23 protein-coding genes are annotated in these 21,101 nt (G+C 64.5%); 7 read left to right on the top strand and 16 right to left on the bottom strand.

The window, feature by feature from the left end; genetic code table 11:
* Positions 1-12: 12 nt before the first annotated feature.
* Complete coding sequence (locus U8330_RS14660; RefSeq protein WP_323105997.1) at positions 13-273, bottom strand: hypothetical protein; 261 nt, start codon at positions 271-273, stop codon at positions 13-15.
* 222 nt (positions 274-495) lie between these two features.
* On the opposite strand from U8330_RS14660, the gene U8330_RS14665 reads away from it, so the two are divergent.
* Positions 496-3,564 (top strand): PAS domain-containing protein, encoded by a 3,069-nt coding sequence (locus tag U8330_RS14665; RefSeq protein WP_323105998.1) that lies wholly within the window; start codon positions 496-498, stop codon positions 3,562-3,564.
* 12 nt (positions 3,565-3,576) lie between these two features.
* Here the strand turns inward: U8330_RS14665 and U8330_RS14670 are convergent, their stop codons facing one another.
* Together U8330_RS14670 and U8330_RS14675 are read right to left on the bottom strand one after the other, a co-directional pair.
* On the bottom strand, positions 3,577-3,984 hold the full coding sequence (locus tag U8330_RS14670; protein ID WP_323105999.1) for a cupin domain-containing protein: 408 nt from the start codon (positions 3,982-3,984) through the stop codon (positions 3,577-3,579).
* A 156-nt stretch (positions 3,985-4,140) separates the two neighbouring features.
* Entirely contained in the window at positions 4,141-5,115 is a 975-nt protein-coding gene (locus U8330_RS14675; protein ID WP_323106000.1) for a PRC-barrel domain-containing protein, read from the bottom strand.
* A 405-nt stretch (positions 5,116-5,520) separates the two neighbouring features.
* Between U8330_RS14675 and U8330_RS14680 the strand changes: the two genes are divergently transcribed.
* Positions 5,521-5,676 carry a DUF3309 family protein gene (locus U8330_RS14680; protein WP_323106001.1) on the top strand — a complete coding sequence of 52 codons (156 nt, stop codon included), beginning with the start codon at positions 5,521-5,523 and terminating at the stop codon, positions 5,674-5,676.
* A 52-nt stretch (positions 5,677-5,728) separates the two neighbouring features.
* Positions 5,729-5,977, top strand: a complete 249-nt coding sequence (locus tag U8330_RS14685; protein ID WP_323106002.1) for a YMGG-like glycine zipper-containing protein — start codon at positions 5,729-5,731, stop codon at positions 5,975-5,977.
* A 103-nt stretch (positions 5,978-6,080) separates the two neighbouring features.
* Here the strand turns inward: U8330_RS14685 and U8330_RS14690 are convergent, their stop codons facing one another.
* Positions 6,081-6,266, bottom strand: coding sequence for a NepR family anti-sigma factor (locus U8330_RS14690; protein ID WP_323106003.1), 186 nt, complete (start codon positions 6,264-6,266; stop codon positions 6,081-6,083).
* Between the two features lie 190 nt (positions 6,267-6,456).
* Here U8330_RS14690 and U8330_RS14695 point away from each other — a divergent pair, with 190 nt between their 5' ends.
* Positions 6,457-7,254 carry a response regulator gene (locus U8330_RS14695; protein ID WP_323106004.1) on the top strand — a complete coding sequence of 266 codons (798 nt, stop codon included), beginning with the start codon at positions 6,457-6,459 and terminating at the stop codon, positions 7,252-7,254.
* A gap of 44 nt (positions 7,255-7,298) precedes the next feature.
* Here U8330_RS14695 and U8330_RS14700 read toward each other — a convergent pair whose 3' ends face one another.
* Together U8330_RS14700 and U8330_RS14705 are read right to left on the bottom strand one after the other, a co-directional pair.
* Positions 7,299-8,426, bottom strand: coding sequence for an AI-2E family transporter (locus tag U8330_RS14700; RefSeq protein ID WP_323106005.1), 1,128 nt, complete (start codon positions 8,424-8,426; stop codon positions 7,299-7,301).
* 178 nt (positions 8,427-8,604) lie between these two features.
* A complete protein-coding gene (locus tag U8330_RS14705) occupies positions 8,605-9,666 on the bottom strand; it encodes an ornithine cyclodeaminase (protein WP_323106006.1) in 1,062 nt (353 codons plus the stop codon).
* 123 nt (positions 9,667-9,789) lie between these two features.
* Between U8330_RS14705 and U8330_RS14710 the strand changes: the two genes are divergently transcribed.
* A complete protein-coding gene (locus U8330_RS14710; protein ID WP_323106007.1) occupies positions 9,790-10,218 on the top strand; it encodes an Lrp/AsnC family transcriptional regulator in 429 nt (142 codons plus the stop codon).
* 8 nt (positions 10,219-10,226) lie between these two features.
* On the opposite strand, the gene U8330_RS14715 is transcribed toward U8330_RS14710, so the two are convergent.
* Complete coding sequence (locus U8330_RS14715; protein ID WP_323106008.1) at positions 10,227-10,397, bottom strand: hypothetical protein; 171 nt, start codon at positions 10,395-10,397, stop codon at positions 10,227-10,229.
* 211 nt (positions 10,398-10,608) lie between these two features.
* Between U8330_RS14715 and U8330_RS14720 the strand changes: the two genes are divergently transcribed.
* Entirely contained in the window at positions 10,609-10,989 is a 381-nt protein-coding gene (locus U8330_RS14720) for a hypothetical protein (protein WP_323106009.1), read from the top strand.
* A gap of 57 nt (positions 10,990-11,046) precedes the next feature.
* Here the strand turns inward: U8330_RS14720 and U8330_RS14725 are convergent, their stop codons facing one another.
* The 9 genes from U8330_RS14725 to U8330_RS14765 all read right to left on the bottom strand — a co-directional run bounded on the left by U8330_RS14725 (position 11,047) and on the right by U8330_RS14765 (position 19,851).
* A complete protein-coding gene (locus U8330_RS14725) occupies positions 11,047-11,391 on the bottom strand; it encodes a RidA family protein (RefSeq protein WP_323106010.1) in 345 nt (114 codons plus the stop codon).
* A gap of 105 nt (positions 11,392-11,496) precedes the next feature.
* Complete coding sequence (locus tag U8330_RS14730; protein WP_323106011.1) at positions 11,497-12,903, bottom strand: HAMP domain-containing sensor histidine kinase; 1,407 nt, start codon at positions 12,901-12,903, stop codon at positions 11,497-11,499.
* On the bottom strand, positions 12,900-13,574 hold the full coding sequence (locus U8330_RS14735) for a response regulator transcription factor (protein ID WP_323106012.1): 675 nt from the start codon (positions 13,572-13,574) through the stop codon (positions 12,900-12,902). Before U8330_RS14735 ends, U8330_RS14730 begins: the two co-directional genes overlap by 4 nt.
* Before the next feature lie 170 nt (positions 13,575-13,744).
* The gene (locus U8330_RS14740) at positions 13,745-14,038 is read right to left on the bottom strand and encodes a PepSY domain-containing protein (RefSeq protein ID WP_323106013.1); all 294 of its coding nucleotides are present in this window, start codon (positions 14,036-14,038) and stop codon (positions 13,745-13,747) included.
* Between the two features lie 46 nt (positions 14,039-14,084).
* Positions 14,085-15,134 carry a peptide ABC transporter ATP-binding protein gene (locus U8330_RS14745; protein WP_323106014.1) on the bottom strand — a complete coding sequence of 350 codons (1,050 nt, stop codon included), beginning with the start codon at positions 15,132-15,134 and terminating at the stop codon, positions 14,085-14,087.
* The gene (locus tag U8330_RS14750) at positions 15,131-16,147 is read right to left on the bottom strand and encodes an ABC transporter ATP-binding protein (protein ID WP_323106015.1); all 1,017 of its coding nucleotides are present in this window, start codon (positions 16,145-16,147) and stop codon (positions 15,131-15,133) included. The genes U8330_RS14745 and U8330_RS14750 overlap by 4 nt, the downstream gene beginning before the upstream one ends.
* On the bottom strand, positions 16,147-17,037 hold the full coding sequence (locus tag U8330_RS14755; RefSeq protein ID WP_323106016.1) for an ABC transporter permease subunit: 891 nt from the start codon (positions 17,035-17,037) through the stop codon (positions 16,147-16,149). Before U8330_RS14755 ends, U8330_RS14750 begins: the two co-directional genes overlap by 1 nt.
* 130 nt (positions 17,038-17,167) lie before the next feature.
* A complete protein-coding gene (locus U8330_RS14760; RefSeq protein WP_323106017.1) occupies positions 17,168-18,172 on the bottom strand; it encodes an ABC transporter permease subunit in 1,005 nt (334 codons plus the stop codon).
* 83 nt (positions 18,173-18,255) lie between these two features.
* Positions 18,256-19,851: an ABC transporter substrate-binding protein gene (locus U8330_RS14765; RefSeq protein ID WP_323106018.1), complete on the bottom strand. Its 1,596-nt coding sequence runs from the start codon at positions 19,849-19,851 to the stop codon at positions 18,256-18,258.
* A 465-nt stretch (positions 19,852-20,316) separates the two neighbouring features.
* Between U8330_RS14765 and U8330_RS14770 the strand changes: the two genes are divergently transcribed.
* Positions 20,317-21,024 carry a helix-turn-helix transcriptional regulator gene (locus tag U8330_RS14770; RefSeq protein WP_323106019.1) on the top strand — a complete coding sequence of 236 codons (708 nt, stop codon included), beginning with the start codon at positions 20,317-20,319 and terminating at the stop codon, positions 21,022-21,024.
* Positions 21,025-21,101 lie beyond the last annotated feature (77 nt).

Here is a 21,101-nt window from a genome sequence, read left to right on the forward strand (position 1 = left end):
GTTCCGCCGGGCTCAATCCTGCTCGCGGGTGCCGGGCGTCGCTTCGCGCTGGTCGGCGTCCTCGAGATCGCTCGCGACGATGAAGGCATCGCCATGCTGGCGGGCTGCCTCGCGCCGGGCGGCGAGGTTCGCCATGTCATCGGGTTCGATCCCGGTTTCGTCCTCGCGGTCGCGCAACTGGCCGTCGCTTTCGATCGCTTCGGGTTCATGAGGCAGATCGAGAGCGCGGTCCTGCCGATCGTCGCCTGCCGCGCCTGTCTTAGCACTGTCCATTGAACGTCTCCTTCTGTCTTCAAGCGGAAAGTGCAGAGGCAACGCCGCGCCGGGTGCGATGGTTCCTGCCGCCACTCCTGGAGGGTGCGACAACTGCGTTAGTCATTACTTTCCTTTTCAGCCTGCAAACGGCCCAAATCGTTTGCGACGCGGGCAGTGAAATGCTATCAGCCCGCCGATTTTCGCGGCCTCGGGCCGCCGCTAACAAGGGTCTATCCATCCATGGATACAACGAACCCGGCACCCCTCATCTTCATCGATGCCGACCAGACGGTAACCGGCTGGAGCGACGGCGCCGAATTCATGCTGGGCTGGCAGGCTGGCGAAGTTGTCGGCCAGCCGCTGCAAAGCCTGCGTTTGCCGGGCGAGGAACGCTTCCGCACACGCGACGGGCGGGTGCTGGACCTGACCGTCTCGACGGTCGCCGCGCCCGGCGGCCTCACCGCGCTTGCCTTGCGCGCGCACCAGACGCTGCGTGAACAGCTGGAACTGACCCTCTCGCACAGCGAGGTGATCGGCACGTGGGATTGGGATATCGGACGCGATAAGGTAAGCGTTGACGCACGCTTTGCGGAGACCTTCGGGCTTGATCCCGAGGAAGCGAGGAACGGCCTTCCGCTCGAGCGCTTCACCGCCGGCATTCACGATGCCGACCGCGAACGGGTCGCATCCGAGATCCTGCACACGCTCGGCAATGGCGGGCTCTTCACCAGCGAATACAGGGTCCACCATGCCGATGGCCGGGTGCGGGAGGTCGCGGCACGCGGCCGATTCGTGCAGGGCGGCGACGGGCGACCGTCCCGGCTTCCGGGCGTGCTCTTCGATGTCACCGAACGCCGCCAGGCAGAGCGCGAGGCGATGCGCCATCAGGGCCGCTACCGCTCGCTGTTCGAGCGGCTCGATGCCGGCTTCTGCGTGATCCGCATGATCTTCGATGAGAGCGGCAAGCCGGTCGATTATGAATTCCTGGAGGTCAATGCCGCCTTCAAGTTCCAGACCGGCATCGAGGATGCCGTTGGCCGGCGCATGCGCGAAATCGCGCCGCAGCACGAGCAGTCCTGGTTCGATCTCTACGGCAAGGTGGCGCGCGACCAGGAAGCGATCGCCTTCGAAAACCCGGCGACACAGCTGGACGACCGCTGGTACGAGGTTCAGGCCTTCCCGATCGACGGGCCGGACAGCGGCCATGTCGCCGTGCTTTTCAATGATCGCACCATGCAGCGCCGCATGGAAATGGCGTTGCGAGCCAGCGAAGCGGAGTTCCGCACGCTGTCCCAATCCATGCTCAACCATGTCTGGACCGCGGATGCGACCGGCAGGGCGATCTGGTTCAACGACCGTGTCTATGACTTCGTCGGCGTGACGGCGGAGGAGATGCCGGACGGGCTTCGCCCGTTCATCCACCCGGAGGATACCGAGGCCGCCCTGTCCGCCTGGCGGAGCGCGCTTGAAACGGGCACCCTGTTCCAGACCGAATATCGCCTGCGTCGCAAGGATGGTGTCTACCGCTGGCATCTGGTGCGCGCTTTGCCCGTTCTTGGCGAGGGCGGGCACATCCAGCGCTGGATCGGCACCAACACGGACATCGAACACGCCAAGCGCAACGAAGCCGCGCTCGCGGAGCTCAACGCCACGCTTGAAAGCCGGATCGAGCAGCGCACGAGCGAGCTGATGACCACGCAGAAGGCGCTGCAGCAGGCGCAGAAGATGGAGACGATCGGCCAGCTGACCGGCGGGGTTGCCCACGACTTCAACAATCTCCTGCAGGTCGTGGCCGGCAATCTGCAGCTCCTGGCGCGCGATGTGGCCGGCAATGCGCGCGCCGAACGCCGGGTCAGCAATGCGCTGGCCGGGGTGAGCCGCGGCGCGAAGCTCGCCAGCCAGCTCCTTGCGTTTGGCCGCCGCCAGGCGCTGGAGCCGAAGGTCATCAACATTGCCCGCTTTCTGAACGGCATGGACGATCTCCTGCGCCGGTCGATCGGCGAGGCCGTGGAGGTGGAAACCATCGTCTCCGGCGGATTGTGGAACACGTTCGCGGACCCGACCCAGGTTGAGAATGCCATTCTCAACCTCGCCATCAATGCGCGTGATGCGATGGACGGCGCCGGCAAGCTGACGATCGAAGTCGGCAATGCCGCTCTCGACGCGGACTATGCACGCGCCCATGCCGAGGTCGAGCCCGGCCAATATGTGATGGTGGCGGTGACCGATACAGGCGCCGGCATGACGCCGGAGGTGCTGGAACGAGTTTTCGACCCCTTCTTCTCCACCAAGCCGGAGGGCAAGGGAACGGGCCTGGGCCTTTCCATGGTCTACGGCTTCGTCAAGCAGTCGGGCGGGCACGTCAAGATCTACAGCGAGCTTGGCCAGGGAACCACGGTGCGGCTCTATCTCCCCCGCGCCCATGCGGACGAGGACCGCGAGGTTCTGCTGCAGTCCGGACCGATCGTCGGCGGCAGCGAAACCATTCTTGTCGTGGAGGATGACGAGGCGGTGCGCGAGACCGTGGTCGAAACGCTGTCCGACCTCGGCTACCGCGTGCTGACGGCGCGCGATGCCCAGGCCGGCCTGACCGTGGTCGAGAGCGGCATCCCGATCGATCTCGTGTTTACCGATGTGGTCATGCCCGGGCCTTTGAAAAGCCGGGAAATGGCGCGGCGCGCCAAGGAGCGGCTGCCGGAGCTCGTCGTTCTCTTCACCTCCGGTTATACGGAAAACTCAATCGTGCATGGCGGCAAGCTCGATGCGGGGGTCGAGCTGATTTCCAAGCCCTACACGCGCGAGGCGCTCGCCCGGCGGCTGCGCCACCTGCTGGCCAACCGCGACCAGGCACGCATGGCCGCACACCGGCGCACGCCGGGCTTCGTCACGCCCGCAACACCGTCCGTCTCTGCCCCGACGGGCGAGGCGTCCGTTCTCAACAGCGCGACGCCCGACCGCGCCTGCCGCATTCTTCTGGTGGAAGATGACGACCTGATCCGCATGAACACGGCCGAGATGCTGATCGAGCTGGGTCACGAGGTCTTCGAAGCGGCGACGGCCGGGGCCGCAATGGCGGCGATCGATGCGCAGGACTTCGAGGTTCTCGTCACCGATCTCGGCCTGCCGGACATGTCGGGCAGCGAGCTTGCCCGGAAGATCCGGGCACGCAAGGCTGGGATCGGCGTCGTCTATGCGACAGGCGACAGCCACCCACCGAGCGGCGCAGTCGAACGGGCGGTTCTGCTCGGCAAGCCTTATGACGTGACGCGGCTTGTCGCAGCCATTGCCGCCGCCCGGCAAACCGACTGAGCGGCCGGACCCTTAGCCGGCGACGGCTGCGTGATACGCCTCGTCGCTGACCTGCTCCAGCCAGTCGACCACGGACCCGTTTTCCGCTTCGGCGATTGCGATATGGGTCATGGCGGTGGTCGGCGCTGCGCCGTGCCAATGGCGCTCGCCCGGCGGAAACCAGACGATATCGCCCGGGCGGATTTCGATGACAGGCCCGCCCTCCCGCTGCGCTCGTCCGCAGCCGGCCGTCACGATGATGGTCTGGCCGAGCGGATGCGTATGCCAGGCCGTTCGGGCGCCGGGCTCGAAGGTGACCGTGGCGCCGGAAACACGGGCCGGCGCCTCGGCCTTGAAGGGGGAATCGAGCCGGACGGCGCCGGTGAAATAGTCCGGCAACCCGGCGGACGATGGTGCGGAACCGGCACGCGTGATGTTCATGATAAACTCCCGTTCAGTGTCAGGACGGACGGAGGCAAGGATAGACCGAACAAACCGTTCCGTCTTGGTCCTCTTCAGCCACCCGCTCTGCAGGACCGCCCGCGAGACTGCCTCGCGGGCGGCTGGATCCTTCGACCTGGTAACGATTTTTGCCGGTCAGGGCTTGGGGTTGGTGAGCAGGATGGAGGCGGGGTCGGCCTTGTAGGCCTTCTCGTCATAGGCTTTCTGCTTCTCCAGCTGCTCCTTGGTGAAGGGCGAATAGATCGTCATCGCGCCCTTGGCATCGGCCATCACCTGGATATCGCGCGCGCTCATGGCGACCGGCTTCTCACCGAGGCCGAGGAAGCCGCCGACGTCGATGACATAGGCTTCGAGCGCCCCGTTTTCGCCGAGGATCACGTCGCCCACCTTGCCGATCTGGCTGTCGTCGGCCTGCTTGACCGGCGTGCCGATCAGCTTGGCGGTGGAGAGCATCGCGGGATCGACCGGCTTCATCTCGTCATCCGGCGGCACCGTGCCATTGCCCGCAGTGTCGAGCGCGGCGTCGGGATCGGTCATGTCCGGCGTGGTGCCGACGGTCGGCGTCTGGCCGGCGGCGCGGGTGGCGGCGGTGCCGGCTCCTGCAGCATCGAGCGGCACTTCCGTATTTTCGGGCGTGGCGAGCGGCGCGCTGCCGGTCTGCGCCGGTGCCGCGGCATCGCCGGTGCTGACGGCGGGATCCATGACCGGCTTCATCTCGAAGGGCGGCGCGGCAAGCAGATCGGTCTTGGTGACCGAGGCGACAAGGATGCGTTCGCCGTCGCGATTGGACCAGGTGACCCGGTCGAAGTTGATCGCCACATCCTTTTCCCCGATGCCGAGAAACCCGCCGACGCCGACGACGAGCGCCTGCGTGCCGCCGGTCGGATTGATGACGACATCGCGCACCTTGCCGATCGATTCTCCCTCTTCATCGCCACCGGCATAGACAGTCTTGCCGATCACCGCCGATGCCAACATCTGCTCTGCAGCCGTGCCGGCTGTCGACGTCTGGGCGGCGGGCGCTGCGGCGGGGGCAGCGGGCTGCTGGGCAAAGGCGAATCCGGAAAGGCCGGCGGCAAGAGCCGTGCCGGCGAGAAAGGACTTGAGCATGGGAAAGACTCCTTGAAGGATAAACGGCGGGAGCGCAGGCAGCCGGCCCGCGAGAGAAACGGACTGGCGGGGATGGAGCGCAGGTCTCTCACCACCGATCGGCGTCTCGAGCCTGCGGAATGGCCATCATGGCCGGCGTCAAGGACGGAGGGCGATCGCAGGCTTGTCGATCCGCGACCCCCGTCGTTTTTCACGGCCTGCTAACGCGGCACCGAGGACAAATGTTCCGCTCGGCAACAGAGGGGCGTTCGCTCTCCACCCACCTGCACACGGTGCAATATCCGCAGTCTATCTGCGCAGAAGCCGCTCCATCACCACACGCTCACAAAGATGCAAGTGCGTGGAACAAAACGGTGATTGCCACGTTTTCAGCTCGCACTTCGATTGAACCCGAAAGGACCTGCCATGCTCGGCACAATCCTCCTGATTATCCTTATCCTCCTCCTGATCGGCGCCCTGCCGAACTGGGGGCATAGTCGCAACTGGGGCTACGGTCCCTCGGGAGGACTTGGCCTTGTGGTGATCATCCTTCTCGTTCTGGTGTTGATGGGACGCATCTAAACCAGCCCTCTCCACCACCGCTTGCTTGAAACCCCAACTGAAGGACATCACCATGAAAAAAGCTCTTCTCGCCGTCGCCCTGATCCTGCCGCTCGCAGCCTGCTCTGAGACCGAGCGTGGCGCTGCCATCGGTGCCGGCTCCGGCGCCATCATCGGCGGCGTGGCCACCGGCAATGTCCGTGGCGCTGCTGTCGGCGCTGCAGTCGGCGGTGTCGCCGGCGCCCTCATCGGCCGCGCCAACGAGCCGGGCCGTTGCTACTACCGCGACCGTTACGGCCGCCGCTACATCGCCGCCTGCTGATCGCAGACGGACGCATGGAAAAGCCCCGGTCTCAGCCGGGGCTTTTTCACGTCTGCAGCTTTGTTGGTTATTGCTTACCAAAGCGGGTGGGAAGAAAATCCAGTCAACGCTTGCTGGCCTTTTCGACGCTGTCCAGCCGCTCGAGCAGATCGAGGAACAGGTCGGGGATCGGCTCCTGCTCGACCGAGGTGTAGAACGCCTTCAGCGTTTCGGCGATCTGGCTTTCGAGCGGGATGGCCCCCTTCCCGGTGGCAGGCGGGCGCGCCGGCTTGGCGGGACGATCGCTCATCCTTTCGGTCCTTCCGGCACGGTCCATCCAATTTTTAACACTTTGCTTACAATCCCTTTGCACCGCTTCGATTTTGGATGTGCAAACTTTCCATCCGCGGCGAAACATGGTCAAACGCTTGAGGCCCGACTCGGGAAACCGTAAGCGCGGCCTTGTCACGCAGGCGACACCATACTGAAGGACGTCTTAAATGTCACTTTCCACGCGGATCGCCGCCCACCTCCCCTATCTTCGCCGCTTTTCCCGCGCCATCACCGGCTCGCAGACCTCGGGCGATGCCTATGTCGCCGCCGTGCTCGAGGCGCTGATTGCCGATCTGTCGCTCTTCCCCTCTGCATCCAGCGACCGGGTCAGCCTGTTCAAGCTCTATTGCTCGCAGTTTGAAGGAATCGAGATCGAACTGCCGGAAACGGATTCGCCCTTTGGCTGGGAAAAGAAGGCGGCAGCCAATCTCTCCCGCATCGCGCCGGACGCCCGCAAGGCATTCCTGCTCGTATCTGTGGAAGGCTTCACCCGCACCGAGACCGCCGAAATCCTCGACATTTCGGAAGAGGAAACGAACCGGCTGATCGCAAAGGCTTCGCAGGATATCGCCCAGCAGGTGGTGACCGAGATCCTGATCATCGAGGACGAGCCGCTGATCGCCATGGATATCGAGGATATGGTGCGCAGTCTCGGCCATGGCGTGGCAGGCGTTGCCCGCACCCATAGCGAGGCGGTGGAGCTTTTCCATAAAACCAAGCCGAAAATGGTCCTGGCCGATATTCAGCTCGCCGATGGCAGCTCGGGCATCGATGCCGTCAACGAGATTCTGGCGAGCACGACGGTGCCGGTCATCTTCATCACCGCCTTCCCCGAGCGGCTTCTGACCGGCGAGAAGCCGGAGCCGGCCTTCCTCGTCACCAAGCCCTTCAACCCCGACATGGTAAAGGCGTTGATCAGTCAGGCCCTGTTCTTCGACGAGAACGCCCAGGCCGGACGCGGCTAAGCCGGCCTGCCCGCAGACGGTGCTCCTATCGCCATAACCCCGCCTCAGCCCGGCAATTGCCGCTCCGGCGGGCGGGTGCGGACCTCGTTGAAGATGGTCATGGCGATGAGCGACAGCGGCATGGCGAGCATGGCGCCGACCGCGCCCCACATCCATGTCCAGAAGATGATGGCGACGAAGATCAAAAAGGGATTGATCTCCAGCCGGTGGCCGAGAATGGCGGGCGTCACCAGGTTTTCCATGACCAGATGCAGCAGGAAGAACAGCGTTGCGGGCAAGAGCGCGAAAAACATCGTGTCATGCGTCATCAATCCGCCGGTGGCGAGCGCCAAAGTCATGGCGGTCACGCCCAGATAGGGAATGAAGCTGGAGACGAAGGCGAACAGCCCCCAGAGCATGGCGCCCGGCAGCCCGCCTACGAAGGCGATCAGCGCCGTCACCGTCCCCAGTGTCAGGTAGATGAGGCTGGCGGTGGAAAAATAGAAGCCGACCGCGCTCTCCGTTGCATTCATGACCCGAATGGCCGCCAGCCGGCGATCATGGGTGGCAAAGCCCATGATGATCGTCTTGCGCAGATGGGTGCGGCCCAGGAGAAACAGGCCGAGGGCCGCGAGGAAGATCAGGGTCTGGACGAAGGCTGGCGTGATGCCTGCCGCCACGACGCCGAGCATGGCGCCGGCATTGGCGATCGCCATGTCGGCCATGGCCTTTTCGTCCGCCCCGGCAATGGCGCGGCGCGCCCATTCGAACCGCTCGAGATAGGGCAGAAAGCGCTGCACCCCGCGTTCGATCAGGGCCGGCGCGTCGGCGGCGATATTGGACAGCGGGTCGATCAGCTCATTGACCAGCAGAAAGATGAGCACGACGAAGATGACGCCGAAAGTCAACCCTCCAAGCACCGGCGGAAGGCCGAAACGCTCCAGCTTGTCGGCGGCGAGGCCGAGCACCATGCCGACGACGATGGCGAGCGTCACCGGCATCAGGATCGATTCCAAGGTGTAGACGACGGCGGACATGGCGATGACGAAGGTGCCGACGATGCTCCAGGCAACGACGAGATCGAGGCCGCTCTTCGGCTCGAAATTGAGCTCGTCCTCTGCGACGGGCGGAGCAGGAATTTCGCCCTTCTTCTTCGCCTTGAAGAGCGCCCGCTCCGGTATGGCCGATCCCATCCCCCCACCTTCCTGGTCACGCGCGCAGCTTTGGGCCGCCGCGCCTCTCCACGTCTCGTTCCTGATTGATACGATACGACACCCACGCAGGGCAGGATGCACTGCGCGACGCAGAGGAACGCGCCCGAGAAAGGAAAGTTCCGGCTTATCTAAGGCGGCGAAGAACGCGCTCTACACGCTAAGCGTGCTGCGCGCGCAGAAGCATGCCGAACAGATCGCGCGGCTCGTCCGGATCGGCGACGAGGTCGAGTTCCTCGAAGAAGGCGGTGCCGGCGAGCTTGGAGCGCACATAGCGCAGGGCCGAGAAATCCTCGGTGGCGAAACCGACGGAATCGAACAGCGTGATCTGGCTCGGATCGCGCCGCCCCTCCGCCTGTCCGGCGATGACCTGCCAGAGTTCGGTCACCGGATGATCGGGCGCCAGCTGCTGGATTTCCCCTTCGATCCGGGTCTGCGGCGGATACTCGACGAAAATGGCGGCGCGGTGCAGAATATCGGCGTGGAGTTCCGTCTTGCCCGGGCAATCGCCGCCGACGGCATTGATATGCACGCCGGCGCCGACGAGATTGTCCGTCAGGATCGTGGCATATTGCTTGTCCGCGGTGACGGTGGTGATGATCTCGGCCCCCTGCACCGCCTCCTCCGTGCTGCCGCACAGAGTGATCTCGAAGCCGAAGCCCGCGAGATTGCGGCGGCATTTTTCGCTGGCTGTCGGGTCGATGTCGTAGAGCCGAAGCCGGTCGATGCCGAGCAGCGCCTTGAAGGCCAGTGCCTGGAATTCGGCCTGCGCGCCATTGCCGATGATCGCCATGGTGCGCGCGCCCCTGGCCGCCAGATGCTTGGCGGCAACGGCGGAGGTGGCAGCCGTGCGCAGCGCCGTCAGGATCGTCATTTCCGTCAGCAGCACCGGATAGCCGCTTTCAACATCCGCCAGCACGCCGAAGGCGGTGACGGTCTGCAGGCCGCTGCGTGTGTTCTTCGGATGGCCGTTTACATATTTGAACGAGTAAGCGGCACCATCCGACGTCGGCATCAGTTCGATGACCCCATCCGGTGAATGGGCCGCGACACGCGGTGTCTTGTCAAAATGCTCCCAGCGCCGAAAATCGTCCTCAACAACGCCCGAAAGCTCGGTCAGAAATCGCTCGATTCCAACCGAGAGAACCAGTTTCATCATGTGATCGACACTGACGAAGGGAACGACATTGAGCTTCTGGGCAACCGGCGGCGTGGCGAGCATGTGCGGATCCATGGACTGGGACGATGATCGCCAAGGATAACGCTGCGCCCTGCTGCACGAAATCGTGCGCCTGCGGCAAATCGTGTTATGGATCGAGCAGTTCGATCAGGGAGACTAGACAAAGTGACGGTTCGACTGGATGATCTTGATCGTCGCCTTCTGGCCCTGCTGCGCAGCGACGGCCGCGCGCCGGTCTCAAAGCTCGCCGATATCCTCGGCGTCACCCGCGGCACCGTTCAGGCGCGGATCGACAGGATGCTCGAGCAAGGCGCCATTCTCGGCTTCACAGTGAGGGCGCGCGAGGAGCATGACGGCTCGGGCGTCCGGGCAGTGATGATGATCGAAGTGACGGGCAAATCAACGAGCGCCGTAGTGCGGCGGCTGCGCGGCCTGCCGGAGGTCCACCGCCTTTATACGACGAACGGCGCCTGGGATCTCGTGGCCGAGATCAGCGCCGCGTCGCTTCAGGATTTCGACCGCGTCCTGCGCGAGGTGCGCACGATCGACGGGGTCTTGAACAGCGAGACGAGCATTCTGCTCACCGCCGTCTGAGTGTCGTGTCAGTAGCGCTCCGGCGGGAAGATGCGCAGCGTGACCGAGAACAGGCCGAGGCCGAGCAGAACGACGACGAGGGTGCGCGCCACGTCATCCGACGTGGCCGAGAAGGCACCGAACGCCAAGGCAGCGCAGACAAGCAGGATCATCCCGATGCGCGGGAGCCAGTAGAACATGATGATATCCTCGGAACAAACTGTGGGCGAACCGGACGGACTGCTGCTCTTCGCATTTCAGCGTCTGTGTTCTTTCGGATAGGTGAACGCAGCCGCCCGCAACTTGTTCCCGGCCGCTCGCTTCTTCCGCGTCAAGGCGCCGGCAACCGCCTACAACGATGATCCGCCGCGCAATCGCGGTCGTAAACGGGCGGTATTGACGGAGGAACGCATGCGCAAAACTGGAGTGATGCTCGGCGCCCTTCTTGCCTCCGCCGGCCTTGCCGAGGCGGAGACGATGAAAGAGCCTGAAATCCGTGATCGCATCATCGGCCGCACCATCTATCTCGCGGCCCCGATCGGCGGCGAATTTCCGCTGAACTATGCGAAGTCGGGAACGGTGAGCGGCGATGGCGATGCCGTCGGGCTCGGCAAGTTCATCAAGCCGAAGGATAGCGGCCGCTGGTGGATCCAGTCCGACCAGCTCTGCCAGCAGTTCAAGACCTGGTACAATGGCAAGAGCATGTGCTTTGCCCTGTCCGATGCCGGGCCGGGCAAGGTCAAATGGGTGCGCGACGACGGCGAAACGGGCATCGCCCGGATCGGCGATTGAGCAGCCGCCCTTCCGCAAAGGCAGAGCGCCCACGGGGGCGCCCTGCGTGCCGAGCGCTTAGAGCGCGGCGACGACGATGATTTCGACCAGATATTCCGGGCCGGCGAGCTTGGATTCGCCGGTGGCGCGGGCGGGCGCATTGCCGGCCGGCACCCAGCCATCCCAGACGGCGTTCATCTTCTGGAAATCGGCCATGTCGGCCAGCCAGATGGTGGCGGACAGGATGCGCGTCTTGTCGGTGCCGGCCGCGGCGAGCAGGCGGTCGATCTGCTCGAGAACCTGGCCCGTCTGCGTGGCCACATCATCGCCCGGCTTGCCGACCTGGCCGGCGAGATAGACGGTGCCATTGTGCACGACAGCCTGGCTCATGCGCGGGCCGGTTTCAAAACGCTTGATATCCATGGAAACTTCCTTTTTTCACCGCTCGGCAGCGCCGGAGCTAGAGGATGACCCGCGCGGCTTACAAGGTTTTGCGGGCGAGCAAAACCCCAAGCACGCCTCTTGCCGTTACAGCCTTGCGGGTGCCGCCGCGCGATCCTCGGCCGGCTGCGCCAACTCCTCTTCCGGAAACGCGATGCGCACGCAGGTGCCCTTGCCGCGTTCGCTGTCGACCACCAGCTGCGCCTGATGCAGCTCGGCGATGCGTTCGACAATGCGCAGGCCGACGCCGAGCGCATCCGAGCTTTTGATGCGGCCGCGCTCCAGCACTTGGGCTGGCGCCTGGCTGAAGCCGGGGCCGGTATCCGTGACCTCCAGCACCGCCGGGGCCGCAGCGCGCACGGTGATGTGCGTGCCCTTCGGCGTATGCTTGACCGCATTGCCGACGAGATTGCTGATGGTGTTTTCGATCAACGCCGGCACGCCGCGAATGGGATTGGTCTGCGGATCGGCGACGAATTCCAATGTGCGGCCGCTTTCGAAGACGTAAGGGGCAAGCGCGGCGACGCTGTCGCCCGCGATCGTTTCGAGGTCGAGCGTGCGGAACGCGCTTGCATCGACCACGTCGAGCTTGGCGAGCGAGGTCAGCTGCTCCAGCATGTGCGTCAGCGCGTCGAGATCCTTCTCGGCCTTGCGGGCCCTAGGGTCGGCGATCCGCTCCAGCTCCATGCGCACCACGGCCACCGGGGTGCGGATTTCATGGGCGATCGAGGTGGAAAAGATCTTCTGCGACTGGATCAGATCCGCCACCCGTTCGAGCAGGCGATTGACGGCCTGGGCCAGCGTCGCCACCTCCCGCGGCATGCCGTCGGTCGGCAGCGGCTGCAGGGCGGCGCGCGGATCGATCTGGTCGGCCTCCCGCGCGGCGGCCACCACCGGCTTCAGCGCCGCACCGACCGAGAGAATGGTGGCCCCGGCCACCAGGCCGAACATCAGTGGCATGGGAATGATCAGATGGTCGCGCAGCTCGTGCAGCAGCACGCCCACCACGAAATTGTGCGGATCCCGCAGCACGGCGAGCTCCACGAAGACTTCGTGCCCCGCCACCGTGAAGGACCGGCCACCGGCGACGCTGAGCGGCTTTCCGGGCGCAATCTCGCGCTGCCAGAGATCCGGCGGATTGACCTCGATCGGCAGGAAGTGGCGCTGGCACATTTCCTCGCAATTGGAATAGAGCACCGCGCCGGCCGCCGTGCGCACCCGCACGAAGATCCCGCCCTCCCCCTCGTCGTCCCGCATGGTGTAGCGCTCGACGAGGCTCGGGCTCATGACGAAGGAAAGCCGGTCATTGGTGGCGACGATGCCGCTCGCCAGCTGCTCGGTTTCCTCGGTGATGATGAAGCCGGCCAGATCCTCGTCGTTCGACCAGTATTCGATGATGACGATGCCGAATTCGAGCACCAGCGCGAGCATGGCGAAGATGACGATGCGCCAGGCGACGATGCCGATCAGCGATCGGTTGGCCTGCCCCGTCATGCCTCGGCCTGCAGCATGTAGCCGACGCCGCGCACGGTGACGAGATTGGCGCGCGTGGGCAGCGGCTGCAGCTTCTTGCGCAGGCGGGATACGGCGAGCTCGAGCGCGTTGGCGGTCATTTCCTCGCCGAATTCCGACAGCGTCAGCTCAAGCTTCCTCTTCTGGACCACACGCCCGGCATCGCGCATCAACAGCTCCACCAGCGCGCGCTCGCGCGGGGGCAGCGGCACGGGCACGCCGTCGCAGGAAAGCTCGGCCGTGGCCGGATCGAAGCGAAGGCCCCCGCATTCGAGCACCGGCTGCAGAGCCGTCGGGCTGCGGCGCAGCATGGCGCGGCAGCGGGCCAGGAACTCCCGGTGGTGGAAGGGCTTGACGAGATAATCGTCCGCGCCGGCATCGAGCCCCTCGATCCGCTCCTCGATCGAGCCGCGGGCGGTGATGACGAGAACGGGAAGATCCTTGTGCTGCCGGCGGATGGTGCGCAGAAGGTCAAGGCCATTGCCATCGGGCAGGCCCAAATCGAGGAGCACGAGATCATGCTCGCTCAGCGCCAGGGCCGCCTCGGCATCGGCAATGCTGGTGACCGCATCCAGGCGCCACCCGGCCTCGCGCACGGTTTCTCCCAAAAGTTCGGCAAGACGGGCACTGTCCTCGACGAGGAGAAGACGCATGGGCGGATCCGGCTCGAGCGATCCCGGCCAACGCGGCGTGGCGAGGAGGCGCACTCTTTTCATGTCTTTGCCGCGTCTCCGGCGCCAGGGCGGTATGCCTGTGCTGGAGAGGCTCGGGCCGAGCTTATCAGCTTTGCGCGCGGGGGGAAGTGGTTCGCACTTACCCCGACTTACCGATAGGTCTCGGCATGCATCACGTCGCCGGTCATCGGGTTCATCAGGATTTCGGCATTCAGGTGATCGACGGTGCGGCCGTGCAGCGCGTAGCAGCTTCCCTCCACGGCCACCATGTCGATCTCGCGATAGCCCGCCTCGCCGGCGCGCCTTTCGATCGCCTCCCGGCTCATCCAGCGCTCGCGCGGGGCCGCGGTACAGCTGCCCTCCGCCGCCAGGGCCGGCGCGGACAGGACCGGCGGGGACAGGGCTGCGAGCGCGGCAAGCAGGGCTGCGAGCAGGAACGGCATGGACGACTCCGCAAAAGGCCCGCAGAGCGATGCCTGATCCTTGCCGTCAGAAAGCTGTCGAACCGGTCTCCGGAGGCGATGGCGGGGCATCGCCGAGCGGGTGATAGCAGGCGAACTGATGATCCGCCGTGCCCGCCAGCGCCGGCATGATCTCCCTGCAGCGATCGGTTGCCTTCCAGCAGCGCGGATTGAACGGGCAGCCGCTCGGCGGGTTCAGGGGCGACGGCAGCTCGCCCTTGAGCTCGATGCGGCGGCGCTCGCCTTCCGGATTGGCGACAGGCGTCGCCGAAAGGAGCGCAGCCGTGTACGGGTGCTGCGGGGCGGCGAAGACGGCCTCCGCCGAACCGGTCTCGACCGGGCGGCCCAGATACATGACCATCACGTCATCGGCGATGTGGCGCACGACCGACAGGCCGTGGGAGATGAAGAGATAGGCAAGCCCCATCTCCTTCTGCAGGTCCATCAAGAGGTTCAACACCTGCGCCTGGATCGACAGGTCGAGCGCGGAGACCGGCTCGTCGAGCACGAGCACCTTCGGCCGCAGCATCAGCGCCCGGGCGATGGCAATGCGCTGGCGCTGGCCGCCGGAGAACATGTGCGGATAGCGGTCATAATGCTCGGGGCGCAGGCCCACCTTGCGCATCATGTCCTCTACCTTGGCGCGGCGGGTGGCCGCATCGTCAGACGTGTTGATCTTCAGCGGCTCTTCGAGCAGCGTGCCGACCTTCTGGCGCGGGTTGAGCGAGCCATAGGGGTTCTGGAAGACGATCTGCACGAGCGAACGCAGCGAGCGGTCGCCGACGCGCGCCGGCTTCCCGTCGATCAGCAGCTCGCCGCCGCTCGGATCCTCGATCATGGTGACGAGCCGGGCCAGCGTCGACTTGCCGCAACCGGATTCGCCGACGACGGCCAGTGTCCGGCCGGAATGAAGCTCGAAGGTAACGCCGTTCAGCGCCCGGACCGTCGCGGCCGGTTTGAACGGGCCGCGCTTCACCGAATAGAAGCGCTGCAGGTCGCGGCCGCTGACGACCGGGATGGAGGTGGGCGCCGGCCGCGTGGATGCGCCCGCGGCGACGGGGGTTGTGATGTCGCTCATCGGGCATCCTCGCTCACAAGTTCGACTGTCATCGTCGGGTGGTTCTGCGGGATACCGCCGATCAGGGGATAATTGCAGAGCGCATGGCCGAGCTCCGGCCCCTGCTTGACCACGGTGCGGCGACAGAGGTCAGTGGCAAAGGCGCAGCGCGGCGAGAAGAGACAGCCTTCCGGCCGGTCATGCTGGCCGGGCACCACGCCCTGGATCGACGGCAGCCGCTCGCCGACACGGGCACGTTCGGGAAGCGAGGCGAGAAGGGCTGCCGTATAGGGGTGATGCGGATCGCGGAACAGCGCCTTGACCGGCTGCTCCTCCACCTTCTGCCCGGCATATTGCACCTGCACGCGCTCTGCGGTCTCGGCCACCACGCCCATGTCGTGGGTGATCAGCACCAGCGCCATGCCGTGCTCTTCCCGCAACCGGATCAGGAGATCGAGGATCTGCGCCTGGATGGTGACGTCGAGCGCCGTGGTCGGCTCGTCGGCGATCAGCAGTTTCGGATTGCAGGCAAGCGCCATGGCGATCATCACGCGCTGGCTCATGCCGCCCGACATCTGATGCGGGAAATTGCCGAGCCGGTCCTCCGGTGCGGGAATGCCGACCAGCGTCAACAGCTCGATCGAGCGCGCCCGGCGGGCGGCGCGGTCGAGGCCCATATGAATCCGCAGCGTCTCGCCCAGCTGGTAGCCGACGGTGAAGCACGGATTGAGGCTCGACATCGGCTCCTGGAAGATCATGGCGATATCCCGCCCGATGATCATGCGGCGCTCGCGCGGCGAAAGCTTCAGCAGATCGCGCCCATCGAAGGCCATGCGGTCGGCGGTGATGCGGGCGGTCCAGGGCAGAAGACCCATGACGGCGAGCATGGAAACCGACTTGCCGGAGCCGGATTCCCCGACGATCGAGAGGATCTCCCCCTTGTCGCAGGTGAGCGACACGCCATCGACGGCGCGGAACAGGCCGGTCGACGTTTGGAACTCGACGGTGAGGTTCTGAATATCGAGAAGCGGCATCACGACCTCTTCAGCTTGGGATCGAGGGCATCGCGCAGGCCGTCGCCCATCAGGTTGATGGCGAGCACGGTGATGAGAATGGCAAGGCCGGGGAAGGTCACGACCCACCAGGCACGCTGGATGAATTCGCGGGCCTCGGAAAGCATCGTGCCCCATTCCGGCGTCGGCGGCTGGGCGCCCATGCCGAGGAAGCCGAGCGCTGCCGCATCGAGAATGGCGGCGGAGAAGGCAAGCGTCGCCTGCACGATCAGCGGCGCCAGACAGTTGGGCAGGATGGTGCGGAACATGATGCGCCAGGTGCCAGCACCGGCGACCTGGGAGCCGATCACATAATCCTTGTTGCGCTCGGTCATGACCGAGGCGCGGGTCAGGCGCACGAAATGCGGCAGGTTGACAAGCGAGATCGCCACCATGGCGTTGAGCAGGCCCGGCCCGAGGACCGCGACGAGCACCAGCGCCAGAAGGAGCGAGGGAAAGGCCAGGATGATATCCATGACACGCATGATCGAGGTATCGACCCAACCGCGGAAGAAGCCGGCCAACAGCCCGATCAGAACGCCCGAGACGACCGACAGGCTGACGACCACCAGACCGATGAAGAGCGAGAAGCGCGCGCCATAGATCAGCCGCGACAGGATATCGCGGCCGACGGCATCCGTGCCGAGAAGATAGGTCCACTGCCCGCCGGCCGCCAGAACCGGCGGCATCAGGAGCGCCTCACGGTTCTGCTCGCTCGGGCTGTGGGGGGCCACGAAGGGCGCGAAGATCGCGACGACGAGGATGATCAGGAAGATCGCCAGGCCGATGACGGCACCCTTGTTGCGCGAGAAATAGTACCAGAACTCCGAAGCGGCGGAGGGATGGCTGGTCTTGGTCGTGGCCATGCTCATGATGTGCTCCTGGCCTTTGCCGCGAGGGCAAAGAGAAAGAAAACGGATCGGGCGGGGTTGGCGCTTTCGGCCCGTTCCCTCGCCCGGATGTGGCGCGCTCGAAGCGTCGCCGCGGTTCGCGTGTCAGGCCCTAATGGCGGATGCGCGGATTGATGAAGCCGTAGGTGACATCGACCGCGAGATTGACCAGCATGATCACGCCGGCAATCAGCAGCAGGCCGCCCTGCACGACCGCATAATCCCGCTTGAACACCGCATCGACCATCCATTTGCCGATCCCCGGCCAGGAGAAGATCGTCTCCGTCAGGATGGCGCCGGCGAGCAGCACGCCGACCTGCAGGCCGATCGTGGTGATGACCGGGATCATGGCGTTGCGCAGGCCGTGAATGCCGATCACCCGGAAGGGCGAAAGACCCTTCGAGCGGGCGGTACGCACATAATCCTCGCTCAAGACTTCAAGCATGGCCGAGCGGGTCTGGCGCGCGATGACGGCGAGCGGAATGGTGGCGAGCACGATGGTCGGCAGGATGAGATAGGAGAGTGCGGAGCGGAAGGCGCCGGATTGCCCGGAGAGCAGGCTGTCGATCAGCATGAAGCCGGTGGTCGGCGGGAAGAAATACATCAGCGAGATGCGGCCTGATACCGGCGTCCACTGCAGATAGCCCGAGAAGAAGATGATCAGCAGCAGGCCCCACCAGAAGATCGGCATGGAATAGCCGACCAGTGCCACCCCCATCACCGACTGGTCGAACCAGGTGCCGCGCTTGACGGCGGCGAAGACGCCGGCCGGCACGCCGAGGGCGACCGCAAGGATGATCGCGCAGAGCGAAAGCTCGAGCGTGGCAGGGAACAGGGCCCGGAAATCCTGCAGCACGGGGCGCTTGGTGACGATGGAGGTGCCGAGGTCGCCCTGAACCACCGAGCCGAGATAGTCGAGATACTGCACATACATCGGCCGGTCGAGGCCGAGATCGTGCATGATCGCCGCATGGCGTTCTTCCGACATCACCCGCTCGCCCGACATGAGCATGACCGGATCGCCCGGAAGCAGGCGGATGAAGGAGAAGGCGATCAGGGACACGCCAAGGAAGGTCGGGATGAGGACCGCGAGGCGTCCAAGAATAAAGCGGAACATTCACTTCTACCCAAATGATCCGGCGGCCAGGTTGCCCCGACCGCCGGCAAAGGCCCGGCGGGCCGGGCGTGTCTCAAGGACGCTTATTCGGCGATATCGACGCCTTCGAAGCGGTGGATGCCAAGCGGGTCCATGACGAAGCCGGTGACCTTCTTGGAGATGGGCGTGAAGCCGACCGAATGGTCGATCGTCGCCCAGGGTGCTTCGCGCTTGAAGATGACCTGCGCCTCTTCATAGAGCTTGGTGCGCTCGGCCTGGTCGGAGGAGGCCTTGGCAGCCTTCACGACCTTGTCGAATTCCGGGTTGCACCACTGCGCGCGGTTGTTGCCGCCGACAGCTTCGCAGCCGAGCAGCGTGTCGAGGAAGTTGTCCGGATCGCCATTGTCGCCGGTCCAGCCGAGGATGGCTGCGCCGTCACGGTTCTTGTCCTTGGAGAGCTTGAGATATTCGGCCCACTCATAGGAGACGATCTCGACCTCGACGCCGACCTTGGCGAGATCCGCCTGCATCAGCTCGGCCGCGCGGCGCGCGTTGAGCATGTAGGGACGCGAGACCGGCATGGCCCAGATCTTCATCTTCAGGCCACTGACGCCGGCTGCTTCGAGCGCCTTCTTGGCAGCGTCCGGATCGTATTTGTCGTCCTCGATCTTGTCGTTATAGGACCACATGGTCGGCGGGATCGGGTTCTTGGCGACCGAAGCCGCACCCTGGAACACGGCGTCGACGATCGCCTGCTTGTTCATCGCCATGTTGAGCGCCTTGCGCACTTCCGGCTTGTCGAACGGAGCCTGGGTGGTGTTGTAGGCGAGATAGGCGACGTTGAGGCCCGGCTGTTCCAGAACCGTCAGGTTCTCGTCCTTCTTCAGCTCCTCGACATCGGCCGCGTTCGGATAGGGCATCACGTGGCATTCGCCGGCCTTGAGCTTCTGGGCGCGGACGGAGGCATCGGTGGTGATGGCGAAGACGAGGTCGTCGATCTTCTGCTTGCCGTTCCAATAGTCCGGGTGCGCCTTGTAGCGGATGACCGCATCCGGCTGGTAGGCGACGAAGGCGAAGGGGCCGGTGCCGAGCGGCATCTGGTTCAGCTGCGCCATGTTGCCGTCGGCGGCCAGCTTGTCGGCATATTCCTTCGACATGATGGAGGCGAAGTCCATGCCGAGATCGGCCAGGAACGGAGCTTCCGGACGGTTGAGCGTGAACTTGACCGTCAGGTCATCGACCTTCTCGACCGACTTGATGAGGCCCGGGAAGCCCATGCCGTCGGCATATTCCCAAGCGCCGCCGGCGACATACTTGTTCCAGGGATTGTCGGCCTTCAGCTGGCGCTCGAAGGAGAAGACCACGTCGTCGGCGGTCAGCTCGCGGCTCGGCGTGAAGAACTCGGTGGTCTGGAACTTGACGCCCTTGCGCAGCGTGAAGGTATAGACGGTGCCGTCGTCGGAGATCTTCCAGCTTTCGGCAAGACCCGGCTCGATTTCCGTGCCGCCCTTCTTGAACTCGACCAGACGGTTGTAAACGGTGCGCGAGGCGGCATCGAAGGTCTGGCCAGCGGTATAGAGACCGGGATCAAAGCCTTCCGGGGAGGCTTCCGAGCAATAGACGAGCGTCTTGGACCAGGCCGAACCGGCCATCAGCGTGGCCAGCGCGGAGGCGGCCACGAGCGTGAGGAGTTTTTTCATGAACGATTTTCCCAGTTTTGTTCTTCGTTCTTTCGGATTTTCTTTCGAGCCGGTCAGTGCCGCCCTTATCGCAGATGGAACGACATTTGGCGTGGCTATGCAATAAGCACCCACGAGATTTTGTCCAGACGGAAAAATAACCTATACCTTACGTTTTTTGAGGCAGAAGAATCCCCGCAGACAGTGCTTCGCGCGGCATAGGGGTCTGATTCTGTCAATCGCAAGACGGCCCGATAGTCGGCTCACCGGCGGCATGCCACAACCGGGCCGCGGGGACAGGGAGGATCTGGCCGGCGCCGTGGCCATTCGGGGTGGCGGAGCGCTGCTGCGAGGATCCTCCCGACCGCCGCGATTGAAATTTTCTTGTCCGGCTGTACACTTCGATGGAGGCTCGCGTGTAGGTGGTTGCTTACCTACATTCTTGCGATAGACTTGCGATTCTGGATCAGATGAAGGTGTTCCGCCGTGGCGGCACTGTTGCACAACCATCGTCGATATGAATTGGGCGCCGAGCTGGAGAAGGCGCTCAACCGGGTCGATTTTTTCCGCCTCTTTCATACCACGGCTTTGCGCCACGGCTTCGATCACTTCGGGGTGATGCAGCTGGGGAGCGAAGCGGATCTCAGCGCGCTGACGACACGCCTGGTTCTTCATGATCTGCCCTCCGGACTGGCCGAGGAGTATGATCGGCGGCACCGCTTTGCCGCATCCCTGCTCATCCGCAGCCTGCATGCCTCGACCATCGCCTCCGTCTGGCGGGCCGGCGACCCGGCGGCAGAGGGACAGAATATCGTAGCGCAGCTCGGCTTCGAATTGCTCGTCTGCTGTCCCGTTGCGACGATCACTGGACAGCGCTTTGCCGTGCTCTATTTCGGCGACAATGAAGATATTGAAAAGACAGCGCTGTATGAGCTTTGCTGCGAGTCTGCCTCGATCTTCGACTATTTCTCGCGCGTCTCGCTGGCCAACAAGGCGGGCATGGGCCTGACGCCGCGGGAAACGGAAATCCTGCGCTGGATTTCCCACGGGAAGACAGCGAGCGAAATCGCGTTGATCGTCTCCGTCTCGGAGCACACGATCAACTCGCACACGGCCACGATCTTGAAGAAGCTCGACGTGGTCAACAGGACGCAGATGGTTGCCAAGGCCATCCGCGAGCAGATCATCCAGTAGGATGCTCGGCCGCCCGCCCTGCTGCGGGCTGCCTGTTTATCCACCTAAGCATTTGAGATCGACAGACAGGGCATAGC

The sequence above is a fragment of the Rhizobium sp. CC-YZS058 genome (genome assembly GCF_034720595.1).
Classification (GTDB): Bacteria; Pseudomonadota; Alphaproteobacteria; order Rhizobiales; family Rhizobiaceae; genus Ferranicluibacter.

Bases quoted from the DNA above. Each gene is read 5' to 3' on its own strand.
- U8330_RS14660 (WP_323105997.1), bottom strand. From the start codon at position 273: ATGGACAGTGCTAAGACAGGCGCGGCAGGCGACGATCGGCAGGACCGC.
- U8330_RS14665 (WP_323105998.1), top strand. From the start codon at position 496: ATGGATACAACGAACCCGGCACCCCTCATCTTCATCGATGCCGACCAG.
- U8330_RS14670 (WP_323105999.1), bottom strand. From the start codon at position 3,984: ATGAACATCACGCGTGCCGGTTCCGCACCATCGTCCGCCGGGTTGCCG.
- U8330_RS14675 (WP_323106000.1), bottom strand. From the start codon at position 5,115: ATGCTCAAGTCCTTTCTCGCCGGCACGGCTCTTGCCGCCGGCCTTTCC.
- U8330_RS14680 (WP_323106001.1), top strand. From the start codon at position 5,521: ATGCTCGGCACAATCCTCCTGATTATCCTTATCCTCCTCCTGATCGGC.
- U8330_RS14685 (WP_323106002.1), top strand. From the start codon at position 5,729: ATGAAAAAAGCTCTTCTCGCCGTCGCCCTGATCCTGCCGCTCGCAGCC.
- U8330_RS14690 (WP_323106003.1), bottom strand. From the start codon at position 6,266: ATGAGCGATCGTCCCGCCAAGCCGGCGCGCCCGCCTGCCACCGGGAAG.
- U8330_RS14695 (WP_323106004.1), top strand. From the start codon at position 6,457: ATGTCACTTTCCACGCGGATCGCCGCCCACCTCCCCTATCTTCGCCGC.
- U8330_RS14700 (WP_323106005.1), bottom strand. From the start codon at position 8,426: ATGGGATCGGCCATACCGGAGCGGGCGCTCTTCAAGGCGAAGAAGAAG.
- U8330_RS14705 (WP_323106006.1), bottom strand. From the start codon at position 9,666: ATGCTCGCCACGCCGCCGGTTGCCCAGAAGCTCAATGTCGTTCCCTTC.
- U8330_RS14715 (WP_323106008.1), bottom strand. From the start codon at position 10,397: ATGTTCTACTGGCTCCCGCGCATCGGGATGATCCTGCTTGTCTGCGCT.
- U8330_RS14720 (WP_323106009.1), top strand. From the start codon at position 10,609: ATGCGCAAAACTGGAGTGATGCTCGGCGCCCTTCTTGCCTCCGCCGGC.
- U8330_RS14725 (WP_323106010.1), bottom strand. From the start codon at position 11,391: ATGGATATCAAGCGTTTTGAAACCGGCCCGCGCATGAGCCAGGCTGTC.
- U8330_RS14730 (WP_323106011.1), bottom strand. From the start codon at position 12,903: ATGACGGGGCAGGCCAACCGATCGCTGATCGGCATCGTCGCCTGGCGC.
- U8330_RS14735 (WP_323106012.1), bottom strand. From the start codon at position 13,574: ATGCGTCTTCTCCTCGTCGAGGACAGTGCCCGTCTTGCCGAACTTTTG.
- U8330_RS14740 (WP_323106013.1), bottom strand. From the start codon at position 14,038: ATGCCGTTCCTGCTCGCAGCCCTGCTTGCCGCGCTCGCAGCCCTGTCC.
- U8330_RS14745 (WP_323106014.1), bottom strand. From the start codon at position 15,134: ATGAGCGACATCACAACCCCCGTCGCCGCGGGCGCATCCACGCGGCCG.
- U8330_RS14750 (WP_323106015.1), bottom strand. From the start codon at position 16,147: ATGCCGCTTCTCGATATTCAGAACCTCACCGTCGAGTTCCAAACGTCG.
- U8330_RS14755 (WP_323106016.1), bottom strand. From the start codon at position 17,037: ATGAGCATGGCCACGACCAAGACCAGCCATCCCTCCGCCGCTTCGGAG.
- U8330_RS14760 (WP_323106017.1), bottom strand. From the start codon at position 18,172: ATGTTCCGCTTTATTCTTGGACGCCTCGCGGTCCTCATCCCGACCTTC.
- U8330_RS14765 (WP_323106018.1), bottom strand. From the start codon at position 19,851: ATGAAAAAACTCCTCACGCTCGTGGCCGCCTCCGCGCTGGCCACGCTG.